This window comes from Streptomyces musisoli, from assembly GCF_016741855.1.
In the GTDB taxonomy this organism is placed as follows: domain Bacteria; phylum Actinomycetota; class Actinomycetes; order Streptomycetales; family Streptomycetaceae; genus Streptomyces; species Streptomyces musisoli.
The window spans coordinates 240230-262728 of the sequence record NZ_JAERRH010000006.1 but is presented as its reverse complement, the minus strand read 5'-3'; the positions used below and the strand labels follow the sequence as shown (position 1 = coordinate 262728).

The window sequence follows — 22499 nt, the reverse complement described above, 5'->3', positions numbered from 1 at the left end:
CCCCTGGAGGCCGATGCGAGCTCCGTGACGGTCGGGGTGGACCATGCGGACGCCCGGCGGAGGATCACTGTGGCGTTCACGACGACGCGCAACGAGCTGCTGCTGGTGCTGGTCACGGACGACCGCTATCTGACAGAGGACCGGATCGCTCTCGCGGCGGCCGCCGCCAATGCCTGGAACGTCGACCGGCTGGCCCCGATGCTCGCGGTCTGCAACCTCGGCGGCGGCCAGCCCCCGTACCTGAGCGGTATCCGTACGCTGCCACTGGTCTGTGCGCTGTCCCAGCAGGCGTTCAATGCGCTGGCAGACCGATGGCTCGACGAAGCACGGGATCTGTTCACCTGGTGCCACCGGGAGTTCGGGCTGTAAGAGGTCCTGAGCAAGGCGTTGGACGTGCCGGTGGGTGATGAGGCGGGTGGCGAGACCGAGGAATGGGAGCAGCGCGTTTCAGGTGCCTTCCTCGCGGGGGCGACCCCCTGCGGGCGATCACTGCACGTGGTGTCTGACCGGCGCCTCGGCCATCGACTGCCAGCCTCGGTCGCATCCGCACGGGGTGTGTCTCGGCACGATCCGTCGCCGGTGTTGGTCCGTTGCGGGCCACCGATGGGGCGAAACCGCAGGTTCTAGCCCCGGTCGGATGAGTTGTCGTACCGCTCGATGGTGGTGCCGATGAGGCTGGCGGCGACGATTCCGGGGAGGCTGGCGGGGGGTGGGGGAGCGGTGGTTCCGGAGGCCATGTGCGCCACTTCCTCGTGTGCGGTGGGGACGGGTACGTGTCGGCACACGGTAGGAAGATGCAGGTCAGGGGCCCATGTGGTGGGGCACCATACTTCGAGTATTGGCTATGCGTGCGGCCGCGTGCTTCGTCACCGGGCGCGGATCGTCTGCGTCGCGTTCCCGGCGGCCTGCGCCGGCGTCACCGAGCGGGGGGCGCCGCACCGCCTCGCCACAGCGGTATCCCGGCGAGGCGGCGCCCATCGGCGCAGATCACGAAGGAGCCGGGGTTGGCGGCGTTCGCGCGGGGTGCCCGCGTCGACCTGCCTCGGGCCGGACCCCCGGACGCTCCGTCCGCGGCCGGGCGCGCGAGGGTGCCTGGGCACCGCTGCGGACTGCCCGGACGTCTGTCGTCAGCGGGTGGGGTCGAGAATGATCTTGCGGACACCGTCGGAGCGGCCTGCGAACAGTTCGTAGGCAGCCGGGCCTTCGGAGAGGGCGAAGCGGTGGGAGACCACGACCTCGGGCTTGATCCGGCCGGCACGGGTGAGGGCGATCAGGGGAGGGAGTTCGTAGTGCACCGAGCACAGCCCGATGGCGAACTCCAGTTCTTTGACCTGCGCCAATCCCATGTGGAACGGGAATGCCTTGCTCTGGCTGACCCCGATGACGCTGACCCGGCCGGCCTGTCGGACGGCCTTGAGGGCGAGCTCGATGGTGGCGTCCGAGCCCACGGCCTCCACCACGGCGTCCGGCCCGCGTCCGTCGGTCATGTCCCGTACGGCCGTCCGCGCGTCCTCTCCCTCGACCGGCTCGACACCCAGGGTGGCTGCGAAGGCGCGGCGCTCCGCGACCAGGTCTGCACCCAGCACCCGCGCTGCGCCCATGGCGAAGGCGGACTGGGCGGCCATGAGGCCGACCGGGCCGAGGCCGATGACCAGTACGGTCTCGCCGGGCTGGATGCGGGCTCGGCGGCAGCCGTACCAGGCCGTGGGGGCGTTGTCCGTCAGGACGACGGCGGCCTCGTCGGAGATGCCCTCGGGCACGCGCACCAGATTGACGTCGGCGTAGGGCACCGCCAGGGCCTGAGCCTGGCTGCCCGGGAGCTTCGGGCTCACTCCGTAGCAGAGGTCCGTGCTGGACGTGGCGCGCTCGCAGCGGGCGGTGAACCCGGCCGCGCACGACCGGCACCGCGCACAGCCGACGGAGGCGGGGACCAGAACCCGGTCGCCGCGCCTGAATCGGGTGACCTGGCCGCCGGTGTCGACAACGACGCCGACGCACTCGTGTCCCGGTGTGTAGCCCAGGTCCTGGCTGAACCCGTGGCCGCGGTAGATGTGCAGGTCGCTGCCGCAGATGCCGGCCGCGGTCACCCGCACCACCGCGTCGGTCGGGCTGGTGACGGCCGGTTCGGGGACGTCTCCGTAGCGGATGTCGTGACGGCCGTGGTAGGTCAGCGCCTTCACCGGAATTCTCCCTACTCTCAGCCTGTTCCCCGTCGCCCGGCTGCCCGGCCGGCTCCGCGAACTGCTCCGAGTCGGTGGGCCGAGGTTCCACCCGGCGGTTGCTCCTGCGCATCTCCGGCGGTTCCTTCGCCGCATGCATACCGGCTAGTCGGTATGAACGGTGAGTTTATGGGTGCTGTGCCTCCGAGACAAGAGGGGGTCCGGAGCGAGCTACGGTTCGCGCGCTGGCCGGCCCACTCGTGCCCTGTATCGCATGTCGCGCCTGAGGGCCGTCCATGGCGGATGACCCCCCGTGCTGCAGAGCGGCCGAATGGCGACCTGTTCGATAGTCATCCGGCACAGTGGAAGCGGCGGGGTGTACGTCTGTCAGCGCCGAGTCGGCACGGTCACCGATCCGGTGCTGGTTCCGTGCAGACCTCGATGGCCGAGATGATGGAATCCGGAGCGGGAGCGGCGGTGCCGCCCTTCACCCGCGAGTACGGCACGGGCGACACCGAAGCCTTCAGTCGCGGTAGCCGCTGTGTGATCCGGTTGAACAAGTCCGTCAGCGGCTCGCTGACGTCCTGACCGAACTCGGACAGCCCGTAGGTGACCTGGGGCGGCGTCGTCGGCTCTACCTCCCGCCAGATCAAGCCGTCTTGGACCAGCGCGCGTAGGGTCTGAGCGAGCATCTTCTCGCTGACGCCCTGGATGCTGTCGCGCAGCTCGTGGAACCGAAGGTCGTTGCTCCGCAAGGAGATCAGCACCCAGATACCCCATCTGCTGGTCACGTGGTCGACCACGTTCCGCGCGGGGCAGTCGGTGTGAAACACCTCATACCGGTTGCGTGTCTCAGCCTGCGTCAGCTGCGCACCTTCCTTCATGTCGGGAGCTTACCCCTGGGTATGTTCTTACGAAAAGTAAGCCTGCCTCCTAGCGTCAATTACCGAAGTGCACGAAGGACTAGGAGCTGAACATGATCGTGGTGACCGGGACTACCGGGAATGTGGGCCGACCTTTGACGCAGGCCCTGGCCGAGGCGGGCGAGCTGGTGACGGCGGTGTCGCGGCACGCGGTGGCGATGCCGGACGGAGTCCGGCATGTGACGGCCGACCTGGCCGAGCCGACAAGCCTCACACCCGCGTTGGACGGGGCGAAGTCCCTGTTCCTCCTGCTGTCCGGCGACCTGCACGCCCCCGAAGCCAGGCCGGCCGACATCATCGGCCTGGCCGCGGCCAGTGGGGTCCGCCGGGTCGTCCTGCTGTCTTCGCAGGGCGTGGCGACCAGGCCGCTCGGCCCGTCGCGGGTCGCGATGCGCGCGGTGGAGGATGCGTTGCGGGAGTCCGGCCTGGACTGGGCTGTCCTGCGACCGGGCGGTTTCGCCTCCAACGCTTTGGCCTGGGCGGAGTCCGTCCGCACGCAAGGGACGGTCGCCGCGCCCTTCGGCGACGTAGGGGTGCCGGTCATCGACCCGGCGGACATCGCCGAGGTCGCGGCGGACTGCCTGCTGGACGACCGGCACACCGGCGGGGTGTACGAGCTGACCGGGCCGGAGGTCATCACGCCGCGTCAGCAGGCGGAGGCGATCGCCGCCGCGCTCGGCTCGCCCGTACGGTTCCAAGAACTCACCCGCGACGAGGCCAAGGCCGCGATGACCCGGTTCGTGCCGGCGGAACTCGCCGACGACACCCTGGACATCATCTCCGCCCCGAACCCCGCCGAACTGCGGATCAGCCCGGACGTGGAACGAGTCCTCGGCCGCGCCCCGCGCCCCTTCGACGGCTGGGTCGCCCGCAACATCGCCGTTTTCCGCTGAGGCGCAGCCCGACTGAGACCGCCGACCCCGCTCTCATCGCCGCGGACCCCGCACCGCTTCTGAAAGAGAGCCACGGCCGCTGCGGCCTCCGCGTCGTAGCGGCCGTCGATCGCGCCGCCGTCGTAGATGTCCCGTATCTGCCGGAGACGCACCTGCAACTCGTAGACCCGATGTTCGCTGTCGCCTTGGCGCGGGACGCCCGTGCCCGGTATTTCGGGGAGCGGTGGGTCCGGTGTGCTGGGTTGCGGGCGGTCGGTCTGACCCGGAGCCGCGGGAGGGGGGACTTCGGTGCGGGATTCAGGGGCTTCCATGTGCCCGGGGAGCGAAGAGCAGGTCGCAGGCTCGGCGTTTCGGTCGGTCAGCCGCCAAGCGGCGAGGGTCAATCCGCTCGCCGCGCCCAGCCCCAGGACTCCGGAGACTCGCAGGTCCCTGGGCTCGTGAATCGCCGCCCTCTGCCACGGGTCCTGCCCGGCCGGGGACTCCTGCTGCGTCCGCTTTCTGGGCAAGGAACCGGAGTGGCGAAATCCATGGTTGGTGCGACAGCCTCCGGGTCCGCCGGTCGACGGCGGCGTTCCCGGTGACGGGGGCGGGACGGCCTGCAGCCCTCGGGGCAACGCCGGTGACTCCGGCGCGGCAGCATGCGGGCTGGCGCCGGTATGTAACCCACGCCTCAGTCAAAGCCCGGCCGGTGGTCCAGTCGCATGTCTCGGCCTACCGAGCCCCGAATTCACCGAGCCGGGGACCGATCACCGCGTCCGCGCCTGTGACACCGCCGAGCGGAGCTGGACCGATCGTGGATCGGCTCGGTGATCCTCACCCACCAGGCGCTCGGCCCCTCACATGCACGGAGCGGGTGGGCTGCCGAGAGCACGTGTGATAGCCCACAGTTAAGTTGTGCACAATCAAATTGCGTACTAGCGTCTGTGGATACTGCATCACGACAGGGAGGCGGCATCATGAAGCCCGTCCGCTACGAGGAATACCGTCCCATCGAACGCCCGTCCTACCACGAGGAGATGGAGGCAGTTGTCGCCGAGGTGGCACGTCGTACGCGCGCCTCGGTCGAGCGCGAATCCGTCGGCCGAGCTGTTCGCGCTGCTCACGCAAAGACCTACGGCCTCCTCAAGGCCACGGTCACGGTCGGTGACAATCCCGGCTTCTACGGGCAGGGAATCTTCGCCCGGCCGACCGCGTACGACGCCGTCGTCCGCTACTCGAACGGCTTGGGCCACCACCGCCCCGACCACCAGCTGGGCGCGGCGTGCGGAATGGGCATCAAGCTGTTCGGGGTCGCCGGCCCCTCACTGCTGGACGACGAACCGGACAGCGGCACCTTCGACCTCAACCTGATCAACAACGAGGTCTTCTTCGCGAACACCGCCTACGACTACATGGTGATCGAGGATTTGTTCGCCGAACTGCCCGAGGCCCTGGTGGACCCAGCCCGCCGCAAGACCTGGATGGCGGAGTTCCTGACCCGCCGACAGACGCTCACCGATCCAGACAGCTGGCTGTGGGACGAACTGCTCGCCATGCTGTCGTTCACTGCCGTTCCCCGCAGGAACCTGCTGTCGTACACCTACAACAGCATGGGCGCCTTCCGGTACGGCGACCACATCGCCAAAATCCGTACCGTGCCGACGGCCGCGTCCCTGGCCTCCCTCGCGCACCCGATCGTGGATGTGCGCGCGGACAACGAGGCATTCCGCCGCACCCTGGTGGCCGAGGCCGCGGAGCGAGACCACTCCTTCGAGGTCCAGGTCCAGCTCAACACCGATCTGGCCCGGATGCCGGTGGACAACACGTCCGTCAAGTGGCCCGAGGACCTGTCCCCCTGGGTGACGGTCGCCCGGGTGGATCTCCCGCGCCAGGACATCGGCGGGCACGACAACCTGGCGGCCGCCGACGCCACGTCGATCACGCCGTGGCGATCACGCGAGGAACACCGGCCCATCGGCGAGATCCAGCGGGTGCGGCAGGAGGTGTACCGGCGCTCGTCCATCGAACGGCACCGCATCAACGGACAAGAACGGCGCGAACCGGTCGGCAGCGCTGAGCTGTTGGGCTGAGCTTTTCGCCGCCACGCCGGGGCAGCCGCCGTCGTGGGGCTGCAGGAGCATCCTGTCCACCACGACATGCTGCGTACCCTCAAACTGTACGGTGGGGCCTGATCGGGAGGGCCCCGGTCTCGAACAGACGCCGCCCATGGAGGTACCGGGTCGGGAGCCGCAGGGGCGGCGCTGCCTCGCGGACCAGGTTGCCGGCGCCTGCTGGGCCTGCGACTGTTCCCCTCCCCAGTTCGCCGGCCGTGTTGTCGCACCGTCCGGGTGGCGACTGCCTCGGCGGATCGACTGCTGTGCCACGACGATCGCGTTCACGGTCTGCTCAGCCCTGACCGGCCGTTGCACGCAGCTCCGCGAATCCCCGGAGCTGCGTGCCCGATTGCGGAGACCGTCACAGGTGTGGGATACCGCGTCCGATGAGCCCACACGGTTCGCGGACGGACCCCGCCGCTCGAACCGGGTCCTCTTGGCGAGGGAGCCTGCGGCTGCGCCTGACCGCGGTGTTCGGCCTGCTGTTCTTCGTCGCCGCAGCGGCCGTTCTCGCGGGGGCTGTGATTCTGGTGCGCAACAGCATGCAGTACAGCCTGGACATCGTCTTCTCGCCCGACCACGCATCCGACAGTGACGCAGGCACCAAGAGCATCATCATGGACTCGATGCGCAGGAACCTGCTGACCAAGGGCGGTCTGAACGTCGCGCTGTTCGTCCCGCTGGGGGTGGCCATCGCCCAGGTCCGACCGAGGACACGTGCCTCGCTGACGGCTGTGGCCGCCGCCGCGCTCCCGTTCGGTATCGAGGCCGTTCAGTACGCCGTGCCGTGGCTGCTGCGCGCCGGCGACGCCCAGGACGTCGCCGGCAATCTGCTCGGCCTGGCGCTGGGAATGACCGCACTCGCCCTGCCGTGCCCCCGCACCCGCGACGGACGGAGCGGGGAGCCGCAGCGGCCGCGCCGTGAGCGCACTGCTCGCTGACGCCCGGTGAAGATGCGTCCGGACACGGCGCTACTCCTGTCCGGGGACCGCCATCTCCCCGAGGAGCGACCAGTCGTCCTGCGGAACGGCCGCGTTGACGATGCGCGGCGTCTCGGCCAGATGGGGCGGCAACGTCTGCTGCGCAGCCTTGAAATGCGCGGACTGCACATGCGCGGCCCCCGCCTCGTCGTCGCGGAAGGCCTCGACCAGGACGTACTCCGTCGGCTCCTCCACGCTGCGCGACCAGTCGAACCACAGGCAGCCGGGCTCGGCGCGCGTGGCCCGGGTGAAGTCGGCGGCGATCTCGGGCCAGCGGTCGGCGTGCTCGGGACGGACTCGGAACTTGGCGGTGATGAAGATCATGGGATTCCTTCGCTGATGTCTGTGGCGTCCTGCATCAAACAGGCGCTGCGTACGGCGGATCGTACGACCTCGGTTTGTCGTCGTCGGCTCGCGGACCTCACGACAGCGGACGCGTCGCGGCATACCGCCGTACGGCGGCGGCGCCCCGGCGGCGCGGCGCGTCGCCTGATGGGTGGCCCGCCGTGGTGGGCGGGCCGGGGGCGGGGGCTGCGACGGTCGTCACGACCGGAGTACCAACTGGCCGTCCGCGTACGGAAGGACCTTGGCGCGCGGCAGGTGCACGAACACCTCCTCGCCGACCGGAACTCCTTCCTCCCGTGGAGTCTTGGTCCTGACGAGCTGCCCGGCGACCTCGACCTCCAGCACGCGCTGCGCGCCGTGGTCGCTGACGCCCCGCAACCGGCCGGAGAAGGTGTTGGGGCCGGGCTCCGTGACGACCTTGACGTATTCGGGCCGGATGCCGATCTGGATACCGGCCGTGTTCCGGGGAATGTCCCAGGCAGCGGACAGCGTCCGGCCGCCCAGCGCGAAGCGCCCGTCGCTGCGGTCCACGGTCAGGAAGTTCATCGGCGGTGAGCCGATGAAGTAGCCGACGTAGGCGGAGGAGGGCGCCTCGAAGAGCTGTTCAGGGGTGCCCTGCTGCACGGCGCGGCCGTCCTTCATGACCAGCACTTCCTGCGCGAAGCTCATCGCCTCGTACTGGTCGTGCGTCACGTAGATCACGGTGGGCCGGAACTGCTCGGTGATCTCACGGATCTTGCGCCGGAGGGAGAACTTCAGCTGCGGGTCGATGACAGTGAGCGGCTCGTCCATCAGTACGGCCGCCACGTCGTCACGGACCAGGCCGCGGCCCAGTGAGATCAGCTGCTTGTCGTCGGCGGTGAGCCCGCGGGCAGGCTGCTCCAGCCGGTCGTGCAGGTCCAGGGCCTCGGCGACCTGCCGGACCTTGGCGTCGATCCGCGCCTTGTCCCAGCGCCGGCACTGCAGCGGGAAGGCGAGGTTGTCGTAGACCGTCATCGACTTGTAGATGACGGGGAACTGGAAGACCTGGGCGATGTTGCGTGCCTTCGTGGGCAGGGCAGTGACGTCGACGCCGTCGAACAGCACCTGTCCCCGGGATGGTCTGACCAGGCCGGAGAGGATGTTCAGCAGTGTCGTCTTGCCGCAGCCGGAGGGTCCCACCAGCGCATAGGTCTTGCCGGACGCGAAGGTCAGGTTCAGCGGCTTGAGAGCCCACCGCTCTTCCTCTGCACCCGGCGCGTAGGCGTGCCCGACGTCGACGATGTCCAACTGCGCCATGTCAGCGCCCTTCCACTGAAGCGAGATCGTATGAAGGCGTTCGCACGAGCGTGCCCTGCTCGTCGAAGGCGAACAGCCGGTCGGGACGGAGCCGCAGCTTGACCGGGTCGCCAAGGGCGACGTCGTGAATGCCCTCGATCTGTACGACGAAGGGGGCCTCGCCGACGACCACATGGACGAAAGTCTCGGAGCCGGAGATCTCCACGAAGGTGACCTCGCCCTCGACTCCGCTGGAGGCCAGGCTGACGTCGGTAGCGCGCAGACCGAACTGGTAGGAGCCGTCTGGCAGGTCGGCCAGGTGCGCGGAGACGTGCGTGGCCTGGAAGCCGGCCACCGTGACCCGCCCGCCCTCGAGCCGGCCCGCGAAGATGTTCATGGGCGGGTCGTTGATGATGGACGCCACCGTGGTGGTCGCCGGGCGTTCGAAAACCTCCTGCGGGGTGCCGGTCTGGAGGATCCGCCCCTCGTGCATGACCAGGACCACGTCCCCGAGCATCATCGCCTCGGCGGGTTCGGTGGTCGTGTAGATGACGATCGTGTCGCCCCGGTCCGAGAAGAGGGCCTTGAACTCGTCGCGCAGTTGTTCGCGCAACTTGTAGTCCAGGTTCGCCAGTGGCTCGTCGAGCAGGAGGATGCCGGTACCGCGGGCCAGGGCGCGAGCCATCGCGACGCGCTGCTGCTGGCCGCCGGAGAGCTGGGAGGGCTTGCGCCTCTCGAAGTCCGCGAGCCCCACGCTCGCCAGACTCTGCCGGACCCATCGCCGGATCTCGTCCCGTGACAGCCCGGCCCGCTTCAGCGGGAAGGCGACGTTGTCGAACACATTGAGATGCGGGTAGTTGATGAACTGCTGGTAGACCATGGCGGTGTCGCGCCGCCACACCGGCGTCTTCAGGAAGTCGGTTCCCGCCCGGGTCAGCGAGCCGGAGTCCACTTTCTGCAGGCCGGCCAGGGCCCGCAGCAGCGTCGTCTTCCCGGCCATCGTCCGGCCGATGACGGTGTGGAGCCGTCCTGGCTGGAAGGTGGCGGTCACGTTCCTGAGGTGCTCGACGCCGTCGACGGTCAGGCACAGATCAGTGGCGCTGAGATTCATCGGACGGCTCCCGACAGGTTCCCCTTGGACAGATAGCGCTCCACCCAGAGGGCGAGCAGGATCAGCGGTGCCACGCCGAAGAGCGCGGCGGCGGACAGCGTCCACCACGGTGGTATTGAGGAGTTGAGGGCGACGACCGCCTGGGGCAGCGTCTGGACCTCGGTGAAGGTCAGCCGGAAGGCGAAGAAGAAGTCGTTCCAGCCGAACACGGCGCAGAACATCGCCGCCACGGTCAGCCCGGGCAGGGAGTTCGGCAGGATCGCCCGTACGAAGGTCTGGAACGGAGGGCAGCCGTCCAGCATCGCCATCTCGTCGATCTCCCGGGGGATGCCGTTGAAGAAGTCCACCATCACCCAGACCGCGATCGGCAGCAGCAGCGCGACCGTCACGATGACCAGGCCCGGGATGCTGTCCAGGAGGCCGCCCCACTGCAGGAGGTAGAAGAAGGGGATCACCAGGACGACGGGCGGCATGATCCGTTGGGAGACGAAGAAGAAGACGATGTCGCTGTTCTTGATGAAGCCCAGCCTGAACCGGTACCGGGACAGCGCGTAGGCGGCCAGGGACCCCAGGGCCAGGCTGATGGCGGACGCGGCGATGGTGATGATCGCGCTGTTGACGAAGGGATCGATCACATCGATACCGCCGGCTCCGCCGAAGATGTTGCGCCAGCCGGTGAGGGTGGGCTTGTACTGCACCCAGGGGATGTAGGTGGGACCGCCCTGGACGGCGTTGGCATTCTTGAAGCTGGTCGTCATCGCCCAGAAGAACGGTCCTGCGACGAAGCAGGCCCACAAGGCGATCACGGTGTACTTGAACACGGGATAAAGGTGCGACCTCATGACTCCCCCTTCAGCTTGAAGGCCCTGGTGAGCAAGGCGGCGACGACCGTGAGGGTGACGATCATCAGGACGAGGTAGGTCAGGGACATCGCCCCGCTGTAGCCGGTCTGCTGATCGCGGAGCCCCTGGATGTAGAGGTAGTAACCCGGGGTCTCCGTGGAGGACCCCGGCCCGCCGGACGTCAGGACGTAGACGCTGTCGGAGAGCTTGGACGCCTCGATCAGCCGGATGACGATCGCCGCGACCGAGACCGGTGCCATCAGTGGAAAGGTCACCTTCCAGAAGGTGCGCCAGGTGCCGGCTCCGTCGATCGCGGCGGCCATGAACGGTTCCTTGGGAAGGCTGAGCAGGCCGGCCAGCAGCAACAGGAACATGAAAGGGGTCCATTGCCAGACCTCGACGGTCATCAGCGCGGCCAGGGCCGGTCCGGACTCGGTGAGCCAGGGAATTCTCGTCAGGCCCAGCATCCCCAGCAGGTCGTTGACCGGCCCCAGCGACTCATGGAAGATCGTCTGCCAGATGGCGGCCATCACCACGGGCGTGGTCATCATGGGGACGAGGAAGAGCACCCGCCAGAATCTGCGGCCGCGTACGTTGCGCCAGACCAGCAGGGCCATACCGAACCCGATGACGTACTGGATCAGGACCGTGCCGCCCGCCAGCAGGACCAGCCGGGTGATGGAGGCCCAGAACCGGCTGTCGTGCAGCATCGCGGTGTAGTTGGCCCCTCCGATGAAGTTCATCCGAGGGTTGCTGACGTTCCAGCCGGAGAAGCTGACGCGGATGGTGAACAGAAGCGGGAAGATGATGATCAGAAAGAGCGTGAGCAGTCCCGGTAGCAGGAACATGCTCTTGTGCCGGCGCAGGCCGTCCATGGTTCTCCTTGCGGAAGAGGGCGGGCGCCCCTGGGTGGCCGACCGGTCCGATCCGGCCACCCAGGGCGTCCTCGCGTCGGATCAGGAGTTGTCCTCGAGCGCGACCACGTTGCGATAGGCGCTCTGGACCTTGTCCTTGCCGATCTGGTCCGTGATCTTGGACCATTCCTTCGCCACGTCGTCCAGTGCCTGCTGCGGGGAGCTCTGTCCCGCCAAAGCCGCGGCGACACCGTTGGCCAGCGCGGACATGTACTGGTTGACACCGGGAACGCGCAGGTCGAAGACGCGGTTGGGGCTCTTCTCCATACCGGAGAGCGTGAGCACGTACGACTCGGCGACGTTCTTGTCCCAGCCCTGCTCCTCCCAGAACGCCGGGTCGAAGTGGGCGTAGCGGTAGGGGTTGACGCCGAATCGGCCGATGGTCAGGTCGAGTGCGGCGTTGGCCTCGTTGCTGAAGAAGCACAGGTAGTCGAAGGCCATCTGCTGGTGGCGCGAGGCCTTGGCCACCGCCGAGGTCCATCCCCACGTGAAGTAGGGCGCCTGATTCGCCTTCTTCTCCCACGACTTCGTGGTCCGGTTGTAGACCTCCGTGGAGCCCGGCAGCGGCGCCGCCTGAACCTTGTTGCGGATCCTGCTGTCCGGCTGCTGGGCCTGGATGAAGGCGTCGTCCCACGAGTAGGACATCAGCGTCTGGCCGCCTCCGAAGGAGAAGATCTCGTCCCCCAGGCCGAAGTTGGCACCGCCGGGTGCCCAGGCCGACTTGGCCTTCACCATGTCGTCGAGGGCGCGGACGAAGCCCGGCGTGTTGATCAGCGGCTTCATGGTCTTGACGTCGAAGAAGACTCCGCCCTTGACGTCCGGGTTCTTCACGTACGGCGCCGCACGGCTGATGAACGCGGAGAAGGTCAGGTCGTCGCGCTTGGTCACCTCGGCACTGCCGTAGTTGGGCTTGCCGTCACCGTCGACGTCCTTGCCACTGAAGAACGCGGCTGTCTGCTGGTACTCGGCCCACGTCTTGGGGATTTCCAGGTCTTTGCCCGTGGCCTTCTTGTACTCCGCCTGCCACTCGGGGTCCTCCAGCACATCGGTGCGGACCTTGAGGTAGTGCCGGTCACCGTCCACCGGGTACTGCACGACCTTCCCGTTCCAGGTCGCCACGTCCATGTAGGCCTTGGTGACGTCCTTCATGCCGGGGGTGTCCAGGTACGTCTTCGGCACCGGGGCCAGGTACGGGGCCATGTCGCCGATCCACAGGGACGGGTAGAACATGACGTCGTACGCCGGCTGGCCCGCCTGCAGGGGCGTGAGGATCTTCTGGTGAAGTTCGCCGAAGGGGACGTTGACCACCTCGACCTTCCCGCCGGTGATGTCCTCGAACTGCTTGGCGTGCAGCTGGGTCGGCTCACCGATGACGGGAACGGCGTGGCTGATGATCTTCAGTGTCTGTCCGGAGTAGTCCTTGCGGCTGATCGACTCATAGCTGCAGGGTCCGGAGACGTCCCTGACCTTCGTCGCCGGGTAGTCCCTGCCGTACTTCTTGTAGCTGATCTCCGAGCCGGGCTTGAAGAGCGCGGCCTTTTCCTTGGGCTTTTCCTGTGCCTGGTTCTGGGCGGTGCATGCGGTGGCGGTCAGGGCCGCGACGGCCGCGACGGCGACCAGGCCGGTGTACGGTCTGCTGCGCATGGGGCTTCTCCTGCGGTGTCAGGGGATCAAGATCGCTCGGCCGCGCACGGCGCCGGCGTCCAGGTCGTCGAGGGCTTGCCGGAAGGAGGCGAGGGGATACCGCTGGGTGTGCAGCGTGACCTTGCCTCGGGCGGCCAGGACCATCAGCTCGGAGAGGTCGTTGTAGGACCCCACGAGGTTGCCGATGAAGTTGATCTCGGCGGAGATGACGTCGATCGTCGGCACGTTGAGGTGGCCGCCGTAGCCGATGACGTAGTAGTTGCCGTTGCGGCGCAGGCAGGCCACGCCCGTCTCGACGGCGCCGCCCTCACCGACGAAGTCGAGGACGGCCTCCGCGCCGTGCCCCGCGGTGAGGTCCCGCACGCGGTCGGCTTCGCTGCCGTCCGCGACGAGCGTGTGGTCGGCGCCGAGTTCCTCGGCCAGCGCCAGGGCCTCGGGGCTGCGGTCGATCACGATCATCTCGACCGGCGACAGGGCCCGCAGCACCTGGATGCCGATGTGTCCCAGTCCTCCCGCACCGATGACCACGGCCTTGTCACCGGGCCGCAGCACCCGGGCCGCCTTGGCGACGGCGTGGTACGCCGTGAGCCCGGCGTCGGCCAGAGCCGCGACCGAGGCCGGTTCGAGGGACGGGTCGAGGGGCACGACCGAGCGGGCGGTGGTCTTCAGGTACTCGGCGTAGCCCCCGTCGGTGTCGATCCCGGGGAAGGCCGAGTTCATGCAGTGCACGTCGTCGCCGGCCCGGCAGGCGCGGCACAGACCGCAGGTCACGAGCGGGTGCAGGATGACCGGGTCGCCGACCCGGACGTTGGTCACGGCCTGCCCGACCTCCGCGACCCAGCCGGCGTTCTCGTGACCGATCGTGTAGGGGAGGCCTATCCCGCTCTTGTCCTTCCACTGTCCTTCGAGGATGTGCAGATCGGTCCGGCAGACCCCGGCGCCCCCGATCTTCACGATCACATCCAGCGGACCGGTGATCTGCGGGTCCGGCACGTCCACGAGCACGGGCGGCTCGTCGTACTCGATGACCTGCACGGCTTTCATGGCGGCTCCCTGCGAGTCGGCGGGTGGGTGGTGCGCCGATTACACAGGCCGCCGTTCGCAGGTCGATGTCTCAGAATCCGGCCGCGGATGTCTCAATGTGATACACGCCGTAGGCGCGGTGCCGCCGAGCTGTTCCAATCACTGCACCGAGGAATGTGACGCGCGCGCCACGGGAGTGTTAAATGCCCCGACACCAACCCGGGAGCTCACTGAGAGCAGCCAGAGAGCTCTATCTGGAGGTCACCAAGGACCCGAGCGCCCGGCCGCTCGTGGTCGCCTCATGGCAACGCTCGATCGAGTACAAGGTGAAGTCGGGCAGCCTTGAGGCTCCCTATCTGGACAACCCCAATCTGGACAGCCCCCTCGCCAGGGCGGCGCTGCCGATCCTGGACAGGCTGCACGAGCAACTCGCCGACGACCCAGTGTCCACGATGATCACAGACCGGAAAGGTGTGGTGCTGTCCCGGAAGGTGTCCCACGAGGGTCTGACGACGCACCTCAACCGCGTGCAGCTGGCCCCAGGCCATGTGTTCGCCGAGCGCTACGTGGGCACCAACGGCATCGGGACCGCGCTGGCGAGCGGCCGCCCGGTCATGATCGCCGGAAGGCAGCACTACGTCGAGGACCTGCGGGACTTCCACTGCGCGGCCGTGCCGATCCTGCATCCCATCCGGCGCACCCTGCTGGGAGCCTTCAACCTCACTACCATCCGTCAGGGCTCCGACGGCATGCTGATGGCCTTCGCCCGCTCGGTCGCGGCCCAGATCGAGGCCGAGATCGCGGCGATCGCCTCGCGGCGTGAGCGGGCTCTCTTCCAGGACTACATGGCGGCGTGCTCCTCGGCGCGCCCGGGGCCCGTGCTGGCCCTGAACCGGGATGTCGTCATGATGAACGAGCAGTTCAGGGCGGCGGTGACGGGGCCTGACCACTATGCGCTGCTCGATCACGCACGGGAGATCGCCGACGACCGCCGGGCGGAGGGGACGCGCAGCATCGCCCTGCCCTCCGGGCGCGTCGCCGAACTCAGGGTCAGCCGCTGTCGGCGCGAGGACAGCAACGCGGGCGCCGTCCTGCGAGTCCGGCTGATCGGGCGCTCCCAGCCCGGCCCCGCGGTTTCCACCGCACCCGCCCGGCCGGTCCTGGGCCTGCTGGGCTCCTCCCCGCAGTGGTTGCGCGCGGTCGCCGACAGCGAAGCGGCGTTCGTCGCCGGAACACGGCTTCATCTCCTGGGCGAAGCCGGCGTCGGCAAGAGGACGCTGGTCGAGGCCCTGCACCGGGCCCATGGCGCCGGACGCCGGCTGGAAATGGCGGAAGCGCCGCTGTCGGATGGACCAGCTGTCACCGAGCGCTGGCTGCACGACATCCGAGAACTGCTTGCCGTACCGTCCAACGTGCTCGTCCTGCGCGACGTCCACATGCTGAGCGACCAGCTGCGGCAACGGCTGAGGAGCCTGTTGACGCAGCTGGACGGCACCGCCACCGGACAACTCGTGATGACCAGTCAGCCCTCGATGGTCGGCACCGACGACCATCTGGACCGGTTCTGCGATGCCACGGTGGAGGTGCCGCCCCTGCGCCATCGCTACGGGGACATCGAGCACCTGGCGCGCTCGTTCCTGCGTAAGTACCGGCCGAGCGACGAGAGCAGGTTCTCCCCGGATGCGCTGGCCCTGCTTCAGCGATGCCCCTGGCCGGAGAACGTCCGGCAGCTGGAGTCGGTGATCCGTGGCCTGGTCCGGCGGCCTCCCGGCCGGGTGATCCACGTGGAGGACCTGCCGCCGGAATGCCGGGTGTCCTCGCACAAGGTCCTGACCACCATCGAGACGCTGGAACGCGACGCCATTCTGCGTGGGTTGATGACCCGCAACTCCAACGTCCAGCGCACCGCGCAGGACCTCGGGATCTCCCGCGCCACCATGTACCGCAAGATGCGCCGTTACGGGATCGTCCCGTCGAGCCTGACCTGACGGGCCGCCGTCGGGCACGGCTGTCCTGGCCCTTCGCCGGCCGTGGACCATCTGCTGCATCTGTGGATGCCGCGCACACGTGGACCGCACGCCTGGTCACCTGTGGGACGTGCTGGGACGGGAGCCGGGGTTCACCCGTCAGTGGCAGAACATGGCCCAGCGCATCCGTGCAACTGGCGGTCCAGGCCATTCATTGCCGCACGAGGCGCTGGGCACAGGCTGAAGGACCGTACGAACCAGTACCCGACGCGGGCGGCCGGGAAGGGAGTACCGACAGAGGCGGTCCTCCACCGTGGCCCGCTGGAGGAGGCCGACGCCCAGGGAGGCTGACGACGTGGGGCGGTGTTCCCTGATCAAGGCCGCGGCGTCGGCGAGAGGGTCAATGCGCCTCTGCCGGCTACGGTGCGTGATGGCTGGCCAGTAGTCGGCGTCCTCGCAGACTCAGTCTGACCCGCACCGGGGGCCGACCCAGCACGGTCCGCTGCCGGTGCTGGTCAAGTGCTGACCTTCAGGCCACCGGTGAGGCAGAACCGCATCCCAGCTCCGAGCGGATGAGTCGTCGTACCGCTCGATGGTGGTCCCGATGAGGCTGGCGGCGACGACAGCTCGGTCGTGCCGATCAGCCAGCGGAGTCGGACATCCCCGTTGGTCCCATGGCCGTCCGGCGTCGCCGGACGGCGCCGACGACGATGTCGGCAGCCAGGAAGGCGGCGAGCGGTATGCCGAACAGGGGGAGCGCCCAGCCGATCCCGGCGACGGCGACGACGCCGGCTGCCAGGGTCCAGGAAGGAATGCCGCGCCAGGCTCCGCGGGCGGGCGGGGCGCCGAGGAGGGCGCGGCGGTCGGAGCGAGTGGGGCGACGCTGCCACCACATCCGGTAGCCCCAGACGATCATGAAGATCAGACCGATGGCCAGTACGGCCAGCCCAATCTGGTTGACGAGTCCGAACAGCGTGCCCATGTGCGCGTTGACGCCCCAGCGGGTCAGCTTGGCCAGGACCGGCCAGTCGGCGAAGTCCACCCGGTCGATCACCTCGTCGGTGGAGGCGTCGACGGCGACGCTGTCGCGTCCGACCGGCCACAGATTGCGGGTCTGCGAGACCGTCCATGCGGTGGTGTCGTCCTGCGGGACGCCGATTGTCACGGGCCCGGACAGACCCTCGCGCCGTGCGGCGTCGAGGACGCCGTCGATGGCCTTCGGGTCGACACCGTGGGCGGTGTCGGAGTCTGCCGGACCACCGTGGTGGTGGCTGCCCGGTGCGTCGCCGGATTTCCCCGACAGGGAGGCGGATACGGCGGGCGTGTGGGAGCGCAGCGCGTCCAGGGCCTGGGTGAAGTGATCGCCCGCGAAACGTGACCAGGTCAGTCCGGTCGCGGAGAGGGCGAGCAGGCCGATCGCGAGCCACACACCCGTCACCGCGTGCCGGCTGCGGGTGCGGCGTACGCCCTTCTTCGCGGCCAGGTCGGGCAGCAGCAGGCGCCGGGCGGTCCGGGTGCGTCGCTGCCGGCGCCACCACAGGACCAGGCCGCCGAGGACGAGGACCCACAGCCAGCTCGCCGCGATCTCCGAGTAGTACCGGCCGACTGTGCCCAGGTGCAGGTTGCGGTGCAGGTCGTCCAGCCATGTCTTCAGCGGCGTGGATCCGTACCAGGTGGTCAGCTGGCCTGAGACCTTGCCCGTGTACGGGTCCACGTAGACCGTGTGAGCCTTCTCGCCCAGCTCGGGCAGCGCGAAGTCCACCTGCGTCGTCGAGTCACCGCTTCCTGGGCGGACGGCGACCAGGGTGCCCTTGGGGTGCGCGGCCCGGGCGGCGGCCACCTGTTCGGCCAAGAGCCGAGAACTGCCGGTGGCGTGCGCGACAGCGAGTTCCTTGTCGTAGACGAGCGAATCCAGCTGGGGGGTGAACGTGTAGAGCAGACCCGTCACTGCCGCTACGAGAAGGAACGGCGCCACCAGGACCCCGGCGTAGAAATGCAGTCTCGCCATCAGGGCGCCGAAGCCCGAGGCTTGTCGCGCCGACCGCGCCGTCGGTACTTCAGTGCCTCTGTCCGTCTGTCTTTCGGCGACGGAATCGTCCGGCTCGGGGAGGCCGGCGGCCTCGGACTTGACTGACATCAATCCACCTCGTTCTTCGTTGGCAGCACGCGACATCCCTCATCGGCCTCAGGCGGTGGACGCCCGACCGACGACACCGCTGCGGCGTCGCTCACCAGCCTGGTTTCGGCCGCTGTCCTAAAGCAGTCGGATGAGGGGGCTCTTGAGTTCCCGCGCCGACCGCTCGAGTGCGCAGAAACTCGTCGAGGTCCGTGCGCGCACGGTTCCCGCACCCCCGACCACACGGCGCTGAACGGTCGCCGTCCCCTACTCGTAGAGAGAGCGGGTACGACCAGGTGACTCGCGGGCGGAGGCGCGCATGCTCGGGCGGGGGGAAAGATCCTCGGCGGACGTGGCAGCATCTGTCGCCGTGAGTGTGTCCCCGGCAGTGCGGAGCGTGCGCGCGGCGGTGTTCGCCGCGCTCTGCGTGCTGCTCGCTGCCGGGGGTCATGGTCTGGCCACGGGCGCGGCCCCGTCGGTGTGGGCGCAGATCACGGGTTCTGTGCCGGTATTTGCCGCTGGGTGTCTACTGGGGGGCCGCGAGCGGTCGCTGACCGGTATCGGTGGCGCGACGCTCGCCGCCCAGGGCGGGCTGCACCTCGTGTTCCACGCCGCCGGGCGGCATCACCCCGTGATGGTCATGCACGGTGTGCGGATGTCCCATGATCAAGCGCATGCGGCCACGCCTCACGCGACCGCCGCGCACGTCGGGGCTGCCCTCGTGCTCACCTGGTGGTTGCGGCAGGGAGAGGCCGCGCTGTGGTCGCTTCTGAGGCGGACGGGCGCCTTCGTTCCCGGCCTTGTCGCCTGGTGGCGGCTGGCCCGTGGGTCGGTGCGCGTTCCGGACGCGCCGTTCGTCCGGTGGTCCGGTGGGAAATTCTGGTCACTGAGGATGGTGCGGCTGCGGTACGCCGTTCACCGGCGTGGACCGCCTGCGCGGACGGCGTAACGCGATCGGACCCCGACCCACCCACCCCTCAGTACGGAGATCAGTCCACTCATGTCCCCGAACCGCACCACCCTGCGCCGTGCCGGCACCGTCACCGCCCTGACCGCCGCCGGGATCCTCGCCGCCGCCGGCGTCGCCTCCGCGCACGTCACCGTTCATCCCGACAGCTACGCAAAGGGAGCCACGGACGGTGTCCTGACCTTCCGCGTGCCGAACGAGGAGGACGGCGCGAGCACCACCAAGGTGCAGGTGTTCCTCCCCACCGACCACCCCGTCCTCGGCGTGCTCGTTTCCCCGCAGGACGGCTGGACCGCGAAGGTCACCAACACCAAGCTCAAGACGCCGGTCAAGACCGACGACGGCACCATCACCGACGCCGTCTCGGAGATCACCTGGACTGGCGGCAAGATCGACCCCGGCCACTACGAGGACTTCAACGTGGCCTTCGGTCAGCTGCCCGACGGCACCGACCAGCTGACCTTCAAGACCCTCCAGAGCTACTCCGACGGCAAGACCGTCCGCTGGATCGAGGAGCCGACCGGCGGCGAGGAGCCGGAGAACCCGGCGCCGGTCCTCAAGCTCACCGCCAAGGGCGCGGCGGAAGGCCGTACCGCGTCAGCGACTTCCTCCGCACCCGCGAAGAGCGCCGCGAACTCCGCGTCGAACGCATCCGACGATTCGACGGCACGGGGGCTGGGTGTCGCCGGTCTGGTCGTGGGCGTACTGGGTCTGGCTGCCGCCGCCTTCGCCGTAGTGCGCACGCGTTCCACCGGGGGCGGGGACGCGTAGCACGTGTGTTCGGCATGCGTCGGCACACGCCATAGTTCCTTGTCGGAACTCGGCCGTCGATCCGTCTGACTTCCAGCGCGGGACGGCTGAAACTGGTCTTCGCGCGTACGACGGTTCCGCTGCGGCTTCTTGCCGACCGCCGCCGCTTTCCCGACGGGCGGCGGTCGGGAGGGGAGAGACGCCCAGCGCTCGGTGAGCCGGGCGCTGGTGTGCGGCTGGGAGGGAGCCATGGCTGCATAAGTGCTGGGGCCTTCGAGTACAGGGTCACGCACAGCGCGGCCGAGGAGCCGTGACGCGTTCGGGCTCCGCCGCGCGGGTCACGCCGTGGCGTCCTCGAACTGGCCCAGAAAGCGGAGGCGGCCACCGGACGCCTGGAAGAGGTACATCGCCTTCGTGGTGTAGCCCGCGCTCGAGCCGGTGTAACGCAGTCGCTTGGTGATTCCTCGGTAGTCGGTCTCCCGCAGCCGCCGCACGAGCGGTCCCCGTTCAGTGAGGGACGTGCCCAGCGTCGTCAGCGCGCGGGCCACGAAGAGTGTCGCGTCGTAGGCCTCCGCGGAGTACCAGGGCGGGGCGGTGCCGAAGCGGTGGCGGTAGTCGGCGACGAAGGACTTGGCTGCCGTCACTCGGGTCGGATCGAGGAAGGCGGTGGCGAAGACCCAGCCCTCGGCGGCGTCCCCGGCCACGGTGAGGAAGCGGGTGTCGAGGGCGCGTTGGGTGGCCAACCGGGCTCCGGAGTAGCCGGCTGCGCGCAAGGCCCGCGCCAGTTTCGCCGCGCGTTCGAACCCTCCGGCGAACAGCACCGCGTCCGCCTTCCAGTCGGTCACCGTCTCGGCGAGGGCACGGAAGTCGTCGGCCGTGTCGTCCTCGGCGGCGAGGCTGCGCCGGGTCGTGGTGCGCTGTCCGGATCGGAGCGCCTGGGTGACGTCCGCGCAGAGCTCCCAGCTGAAGTCGCCCTCGGCCGCGTCGTCGATCAGCACCGTCCTGCGCGTTCGGACGGTGCGGACGAGGTGGGCGATCAAGGGTGCCGCCAAGGTGCGGTCGGGGGGCCGGGTGGCCGCGTAGGTCCGGTACCTGCCGGCGGACACTCCGTCGAGCCCGACCGACACGGTGACCATGGGCAGCAGCGCTTTCCGGTACTGCTCAAGGACGGCCTCGGCGCAGGAGTCGGTGGTCGGCCCGATCACCGCGCGGATCCGGCCGTCGGCCGACAGTCGCCGCGAGATCTGCCGTGCCCGGGTGGTGCTGCCCGCGTCGTCGTGCACCTGGAGGGCGAGGTCGAAGCCGCGGTCGGCACGGGAGTTGAGGTGATCGACGGCGAGCCGGACACCGTTCTCCTGCGCCAGGCCGGCCGTCTTCTGGTCTCCGGACAGATCGGCCTGGAGGGCGACGATCTGCTCAGGAAGCCGTGTGCCGCCCCCTTGCGCCGGCGCGCGGCGGGTGCGACCCGCGGTCCACCAGGTGGCCGTGGCGCCCGCCGCCACGACCCCGGCGGACGAGCCCAGCATCAGCAGGCGACGCCGCGTGGCGCCCTGCGGCCGTTCCTGCAGGCCCGGCACCGTGTCGGCGCCCGCCGGGGCGCCGGACACCTCGGTCGCCTCGACCGCGGGCAGAGCGAGGACGGCGGCCGAACGGCGTGCGATCAGCCGGGTGAGCGACTCCGGCAACCAGCCACCGGCCTCGCCCGCACGGTCCAGAGCCGCCCGGACCTCCGACACGGTGGGGCGGGCGCCGGGCTCCTTCGCCAGGCAGTCCCGCAGCAGCGGCAGCAACGGCGTCGGTACGGCGTCCAGGTCCGGCTCGTCGTGGACCGTACGCACCAGCACCTCGGCCGCCGAGCCCCACCCGAAGGGGCGCTCGCCCGTCACCGCGTACGCCAGCAGACAGCCGAGCGAGAACACGTCGCTGGCCGGCCCGATCTCCCGGCCCCGCCCCTGGGCCTGTTCGGGGGAGAGGAAGCCGGGGGAGCCGACCACCATCCCGCTGGCGGTGAGCGCGGTGTCCTCCGGCGGCCGGGCGATCCCGAAGTCGATCATCCGCGGCCCGTCGACCGCGAGCAGCACATTGGCGGGCTTGACGTCCCGGTGCACCAGACCCGCCCCGTGCACCGCCTCCAGCGCCTCGGCCAGCCGCGCCCCCAGGACGCGGGCACTCCGGTACGGCAGAGGGCCGCACTCCTCCACCGCTTCCGCGAGGGAGGGCCCCGGCACGAACGCCGTTGCCAGCCACGGCGACTCCGCGTCCGGGTCCGCGTCGAGCAGCGGCACGACCCAGGGGTTCGCCACCCGGCCCGCCGTCTCCACCTCGCGACGGAAGCGGGCCCGAAAGCCCGGGTCGTCCGCGTGCGCGGCGCGGATGACCTTCACCGCGACGAGCGAACCACCACCGGAGCGGGCCAGGTAGACCACGCCCATGCCGCCCGCGCCGAGGCGGCGCAGCAGCCGGTGACCCGCGATCCTGGCCGGGTCGGCTCCGCGCAACGGCTCCATCATCGCCC

The 22499-nt window shown here is 69.3% G+C and carries 17 protein-coding genes and 1 pseudogene; 7 read left to right on the top strand and 11 right to left on the bottom strand.

Translation table 11 applies throughout. The features are described 5' to 3' along the window. The first annotated feature begins 69 nt into the window (after window positions 1–69). The gene (locus JK361_RS18770; RefSeq protein WP_201819368.1) at window positions 70–369 is read left to right on the top strand and encodes a hypothetical protein; all 300 of its coding nucleotides are present in this window, start codon (window positions 70–72) and stop codon (window positions 367–369) included. A 758-nt stretch (window positions 370–1127) separates the two neighbouring features. On the opposite strand, the gene JK361_RS18765 is transcribed toward JK361_RS18770, so the two are convergent. Together JK361_RS18765 and JK361_RS18760 are read right to left on the bottom strand one after the other, a co-directional pair. Beyond that, entirely contained in the window at window positions 1128–2180 is a 1053-nt protein-coding gene (locus JK361_RS18765; RefSeq protein WP_201819363.1) for an alcohol dehydrogenase catalytic domain-containing protein, read from the bottom strand. Window positions 2181–2689: 509 nt separating this feature from the next. Continuing rightward, window positions 2690–3043, bottom strand: a pseudogene (locus tag JK361_RS18760) (winged helix-turn-helix transcriptional regulator); the annotation flags it as partial. Window positions 3044–3135: 92 nt separating this feature from the next. Here JK361_RS18760 and JK361_RS18755 point away from each other — a divergent pair. The 3 genes from JK361_RS18755 to JK361_RS18745 all read left to right on the top strand — a co-directional run bounded on the left by JK361_RS18755 (window position 3136) and on the right by JK361_RS18745 (window position 7009). Beyond that, window positions 3136–3975: an NAD(P)H-binding protein gene (locus tag JK361_RS18755; protein WP_201819358.1), complete on the top strand. Its 840-nt coding sequence runs from the start codon at window positions 3136–3138 to the stop codon at window positions 3973–3975. A 956-nt stretch (window positions 3976–4931) separates the two neighbouring features. Beyond that, a complete protein-coding gene (locus JK361_RS18750; RefSeq protein ID WP_201819356.1) occupies window positions 4932–6044 on the top strand; it encodes a catalase family protein in 1113 nt (370 codons plus the stop codon). A gap of 410 nt (window positions 6045–6454) precedes the next feature. Beyond that, window positions 6455–7009, top strand: a complete 555-nt coding sequence (locus JK361_RS18745; protein WP_201819354.1) for a VanZ family protein — start codon at window positions 6455–6457, stop codon at window positions 7007–7009. 30 nt (window positions 7010–7039) lie between these two features. Here the strand turns inward: JK361_RS18745 and JK361_RS18740 are convergent, their stop codons facing one another. The 7 genes from JK361_RS18740 to JK361_RS18710 all read right to left on the bottom strand — a co-directional run bounded on the left by JK361_RS18740 (window position 7040) and on the right by JK361_RS18710 (window position 14205). Further along, window positions 7040–7372 carry a putative quinol monooxygenase gene (locus tag JK361_RS18740; RefSeq protein WP_201819352.1) on the bottom strand — a complete coding sequence of 111 codons (333 nt, stop codon included), beginning with the start codon at window positions 7370–7372 and terminating at the stop codon, window positions 7040–7042. A 219-nt stretch (window positions 7373–7591) separates the two neighbouring features. Beyond that, complete coding sequence (locus tag JK361_RS18735) at window positions 7592–8671, bottom strand: ABC transporter ATP-binding protein (RefSeq protein ID WP_201819350.1); 1080 nt, start codon at window positions 8669–8671, stop codon at window positions 7592–7594. Window position 8672: 1 nt separating this feature from the next. Continuing rightward, window positions 8673–9761 (bottom strand): ABC transporter ATP-binding protein, encoded by a 1089-nt coding sequence (locus JK361_RS18730; RefSeq protein WP_201819348.1) that lies wholly within the window; start codon window positions 9759–9761, stop codon window positions 8673–8675. Further along, window positions 9758–10603 (bottom strand): carbohydrate ABC transporter permease, encoded by an 846-nt coding sequence (locus JK361_RS18725; protein WP_201819345.1) that lies wholly within the window; start codon window positions 10601–10603, stop codon window positions 9758–9760. Before JK361_RS18725 ends, JK361_RS18730 begins: the two co-directional genes overlap by 4 nt. Next, a complete protein-coding gene (locus JK361_RS18720; protein ID WP_201819343.1) occupies window positions 10600–11478 on the bottom strand; it encodes a carbohydrate ABC transporter permease in 879 nt (292 codons plus the stop codon). Before JK361_RS18720 ends, JK361_RS18725 begins: the two co-directional genes overlap by 4 nt. Window positions 11479–11559: 81 nt before the next feature. Then, window positions 11560–13161 carry an extracellular solute-binding protein gene (locus JK361_RS18715; RefSeq protein WP_201819341.1) on the bottom strand — a complete coding sequence of 534 codons (1602 nt, stop codon included), beginning with the start codon at window positions 13159–13161 and terminating at the stop codon, window positions 11560–11562. Between the two features lie 18 nt (window positions 13162–13179). Continuing rightward, complete coding sequence (locus JK361_RS18710) at window positions 13180–14205, bottom strand: NAD(P)-dependent alcohol dehydrogenase (protein ID WP_201819338.1); 1026 nt, start codon at window positions 14203–14205, stop codon at window positions 13180–13182. A gap of 182 nt (window positions 14206–14387) precedes the next feature. Here JK361_RS18710 and JK361_RS18705 point away from each other — a divergent pair, with 182 nt between their 5' ends. After that, entirely contained in the window at window positions 14388–16172 is a 1785-nt protein-coding gene (locus JK361_RS18705) for a sigma-54-dependent Fis family transcriptional regulator (protein ID WP_201819335.1), read from the top strand. Between the two features lie 619 nt (window positions 16173–16791). On the opposite strand, the gene JK361_RS18700 is transcribed toward JK361_RS18705, so the two are convergent. Next, window positions 16792–18288 (bottom strand): PepSY-associated TM helix domain-containing protein, encoded by a 1497-nt coding sequence (locus JK361_RS18700; RefSeq protein ID WP_201819325.1) that lies wholly within the window; start codon window positions 18286–18288, stop codon window positions 16792–16794. Between the two features lie 376 nt (window positions 18289–18664). On the opposite strand from JK361_RS18700, the gene JK361_RS18695 reads away from it, so the two are divergent. Both JK361_RS18695 and JK361_RS18690 read left to right on the top strand, forming a co-directional pair. Continuing rightward, complete coding sequence (locus JK361_RS18695) at window positions 18665–19216, top strand: hypothetical protein (RefSeq protein ID WP_307787274.1); 552 nt, start codon at window positions 18665–18667, stop codon at window positions 19214–19216. Between the two features lie 51 nt (window positions 19217–19267). Next, window positions 19268–20005: a YcnI family copper-binding membrane protein gene (locus tag JK361_RS18690; RefSeq protein ID WP_201819320.1), complete on the top strand. Its 738-nt coding sequence runs from the start codon at window positions 19268–19270 to the stop codon at window positions 20003–20005. 317 nt (window positions 20006–20322) lie between these two features. Here JK361_RS18690 and JK361_RS18685 read toward each other — a convergent pair whose 3' ends face one another. Further along, entirely contained in the window at window positions 20323–22491 is a 2169-nt protein-coding gene (locus JK361_RS18685) for a bifunctional serine/threonine-protein kinase/ABC transporter substrate-binding protein (protein WP_201819910.1), read from the bottom strand. Window positions 22492–22499 lie beyond the last annotated feature (8 nt).

Bases quoted from the DNA above. Each gene is read 5' to 3' on its own strand.
- JK361_RS18725 (WP_201819345.1), bottom strand. From the start codon at position 10,603: ATGAGGTCGCACCTTTATCCCGTGTTCAAGTACACCGTGATCGCCTTG.
- JK361_RS18700 (WP_201819325.1), bottom strand. From the start codon at position 18,288: ATGTCAGTCAAGTCCGAGGCCGCCGGCCTCCCCGAGCCGGACGATTCC.
- JK361_RS18750 (WP_201819356.1), top strand. From the start codon at position 4,932: ATGAAGCCCGTCCGCTACGAGGAATACCGTCCCATCGAACGCCCGTCC.
- JK361_RS18730 (WP_201819348.1), bottom strand. From the start codon at position 9,761: ATGAATCTCAGCGCCACTGATCTGTGCCTGACCGTCGACGGCGTCGAG.
- JK361_RS18735 (WP_201819350.1), bottom strand. From the start codon at position 8,671: ATGGCGCAGTTGGACATCGTCGACGTCGGGCACGCCTACGCGCCGGGT.
- JK361_RS18720 (WP_201819343.1), bottom strand. From the start codon at position 11,478: ATGGACGGCCTGCGCCGGCACAAGAGCATGTTCCTGCTACCGGGACTG.
- JK361_RS18705 (WP_201819335.1), top strand. From the start codon at position 14,388: ATGCCCCGACACCAACCCGGGAGCTCACTGAGAGCAGCCAGAGAGCTC.
- JK361_RS18745 (WP_201819354.1), top strand. From the start codon at position 6,455: ATGAGCCCACACGGTTCGCGGACGGACCCCGCCGCTCGAACCGGGTCC.
- JK361_RS18740 (WP_201819352.1), bottom strand. From the start codon at position 7,372: ATGATCTTCATCACCGCCAAGTTCCGAGTCCGTCCCGAGCACGCCGAC.
- JK361_RS18690 (WP_201819320.1), top strand. From the start codon at position 19,268: ATGTCCCCGAACCGCACCACCCTGCGCCGTGCCGGCACCGTCACCGCC.
- JK361_RS18755 (WP_201819358.1), top strand. From the start codon at position 3,136: ATGATCGTGGTGACCGGGACTACCGGGAATGTGGGCCGACCTTTGACG.
- JK361_RS18685 (WP_201819910.1), bottom strand. From the start codon at position 22,491: ATGGAGCCGTTGCGCGGAGCCGACCCGGCCAGGATCGCGGGTCACCGG.
- JK361_RS18715 (WP_201819341.1), bottom strand. From the start codon at position 13,161: ATGCGCAGCAGACCGTACACCGGCCTGGTCGCCGTCGCGGCCGTCGCG.
- JK361_RS18710 (WP_201819338.1), bottom strand. From the start codon at position 14,205: ATGAAAGCCGTGCAGGTCATCGAGTACGACGAGCCGCCCGTGCTCGTG.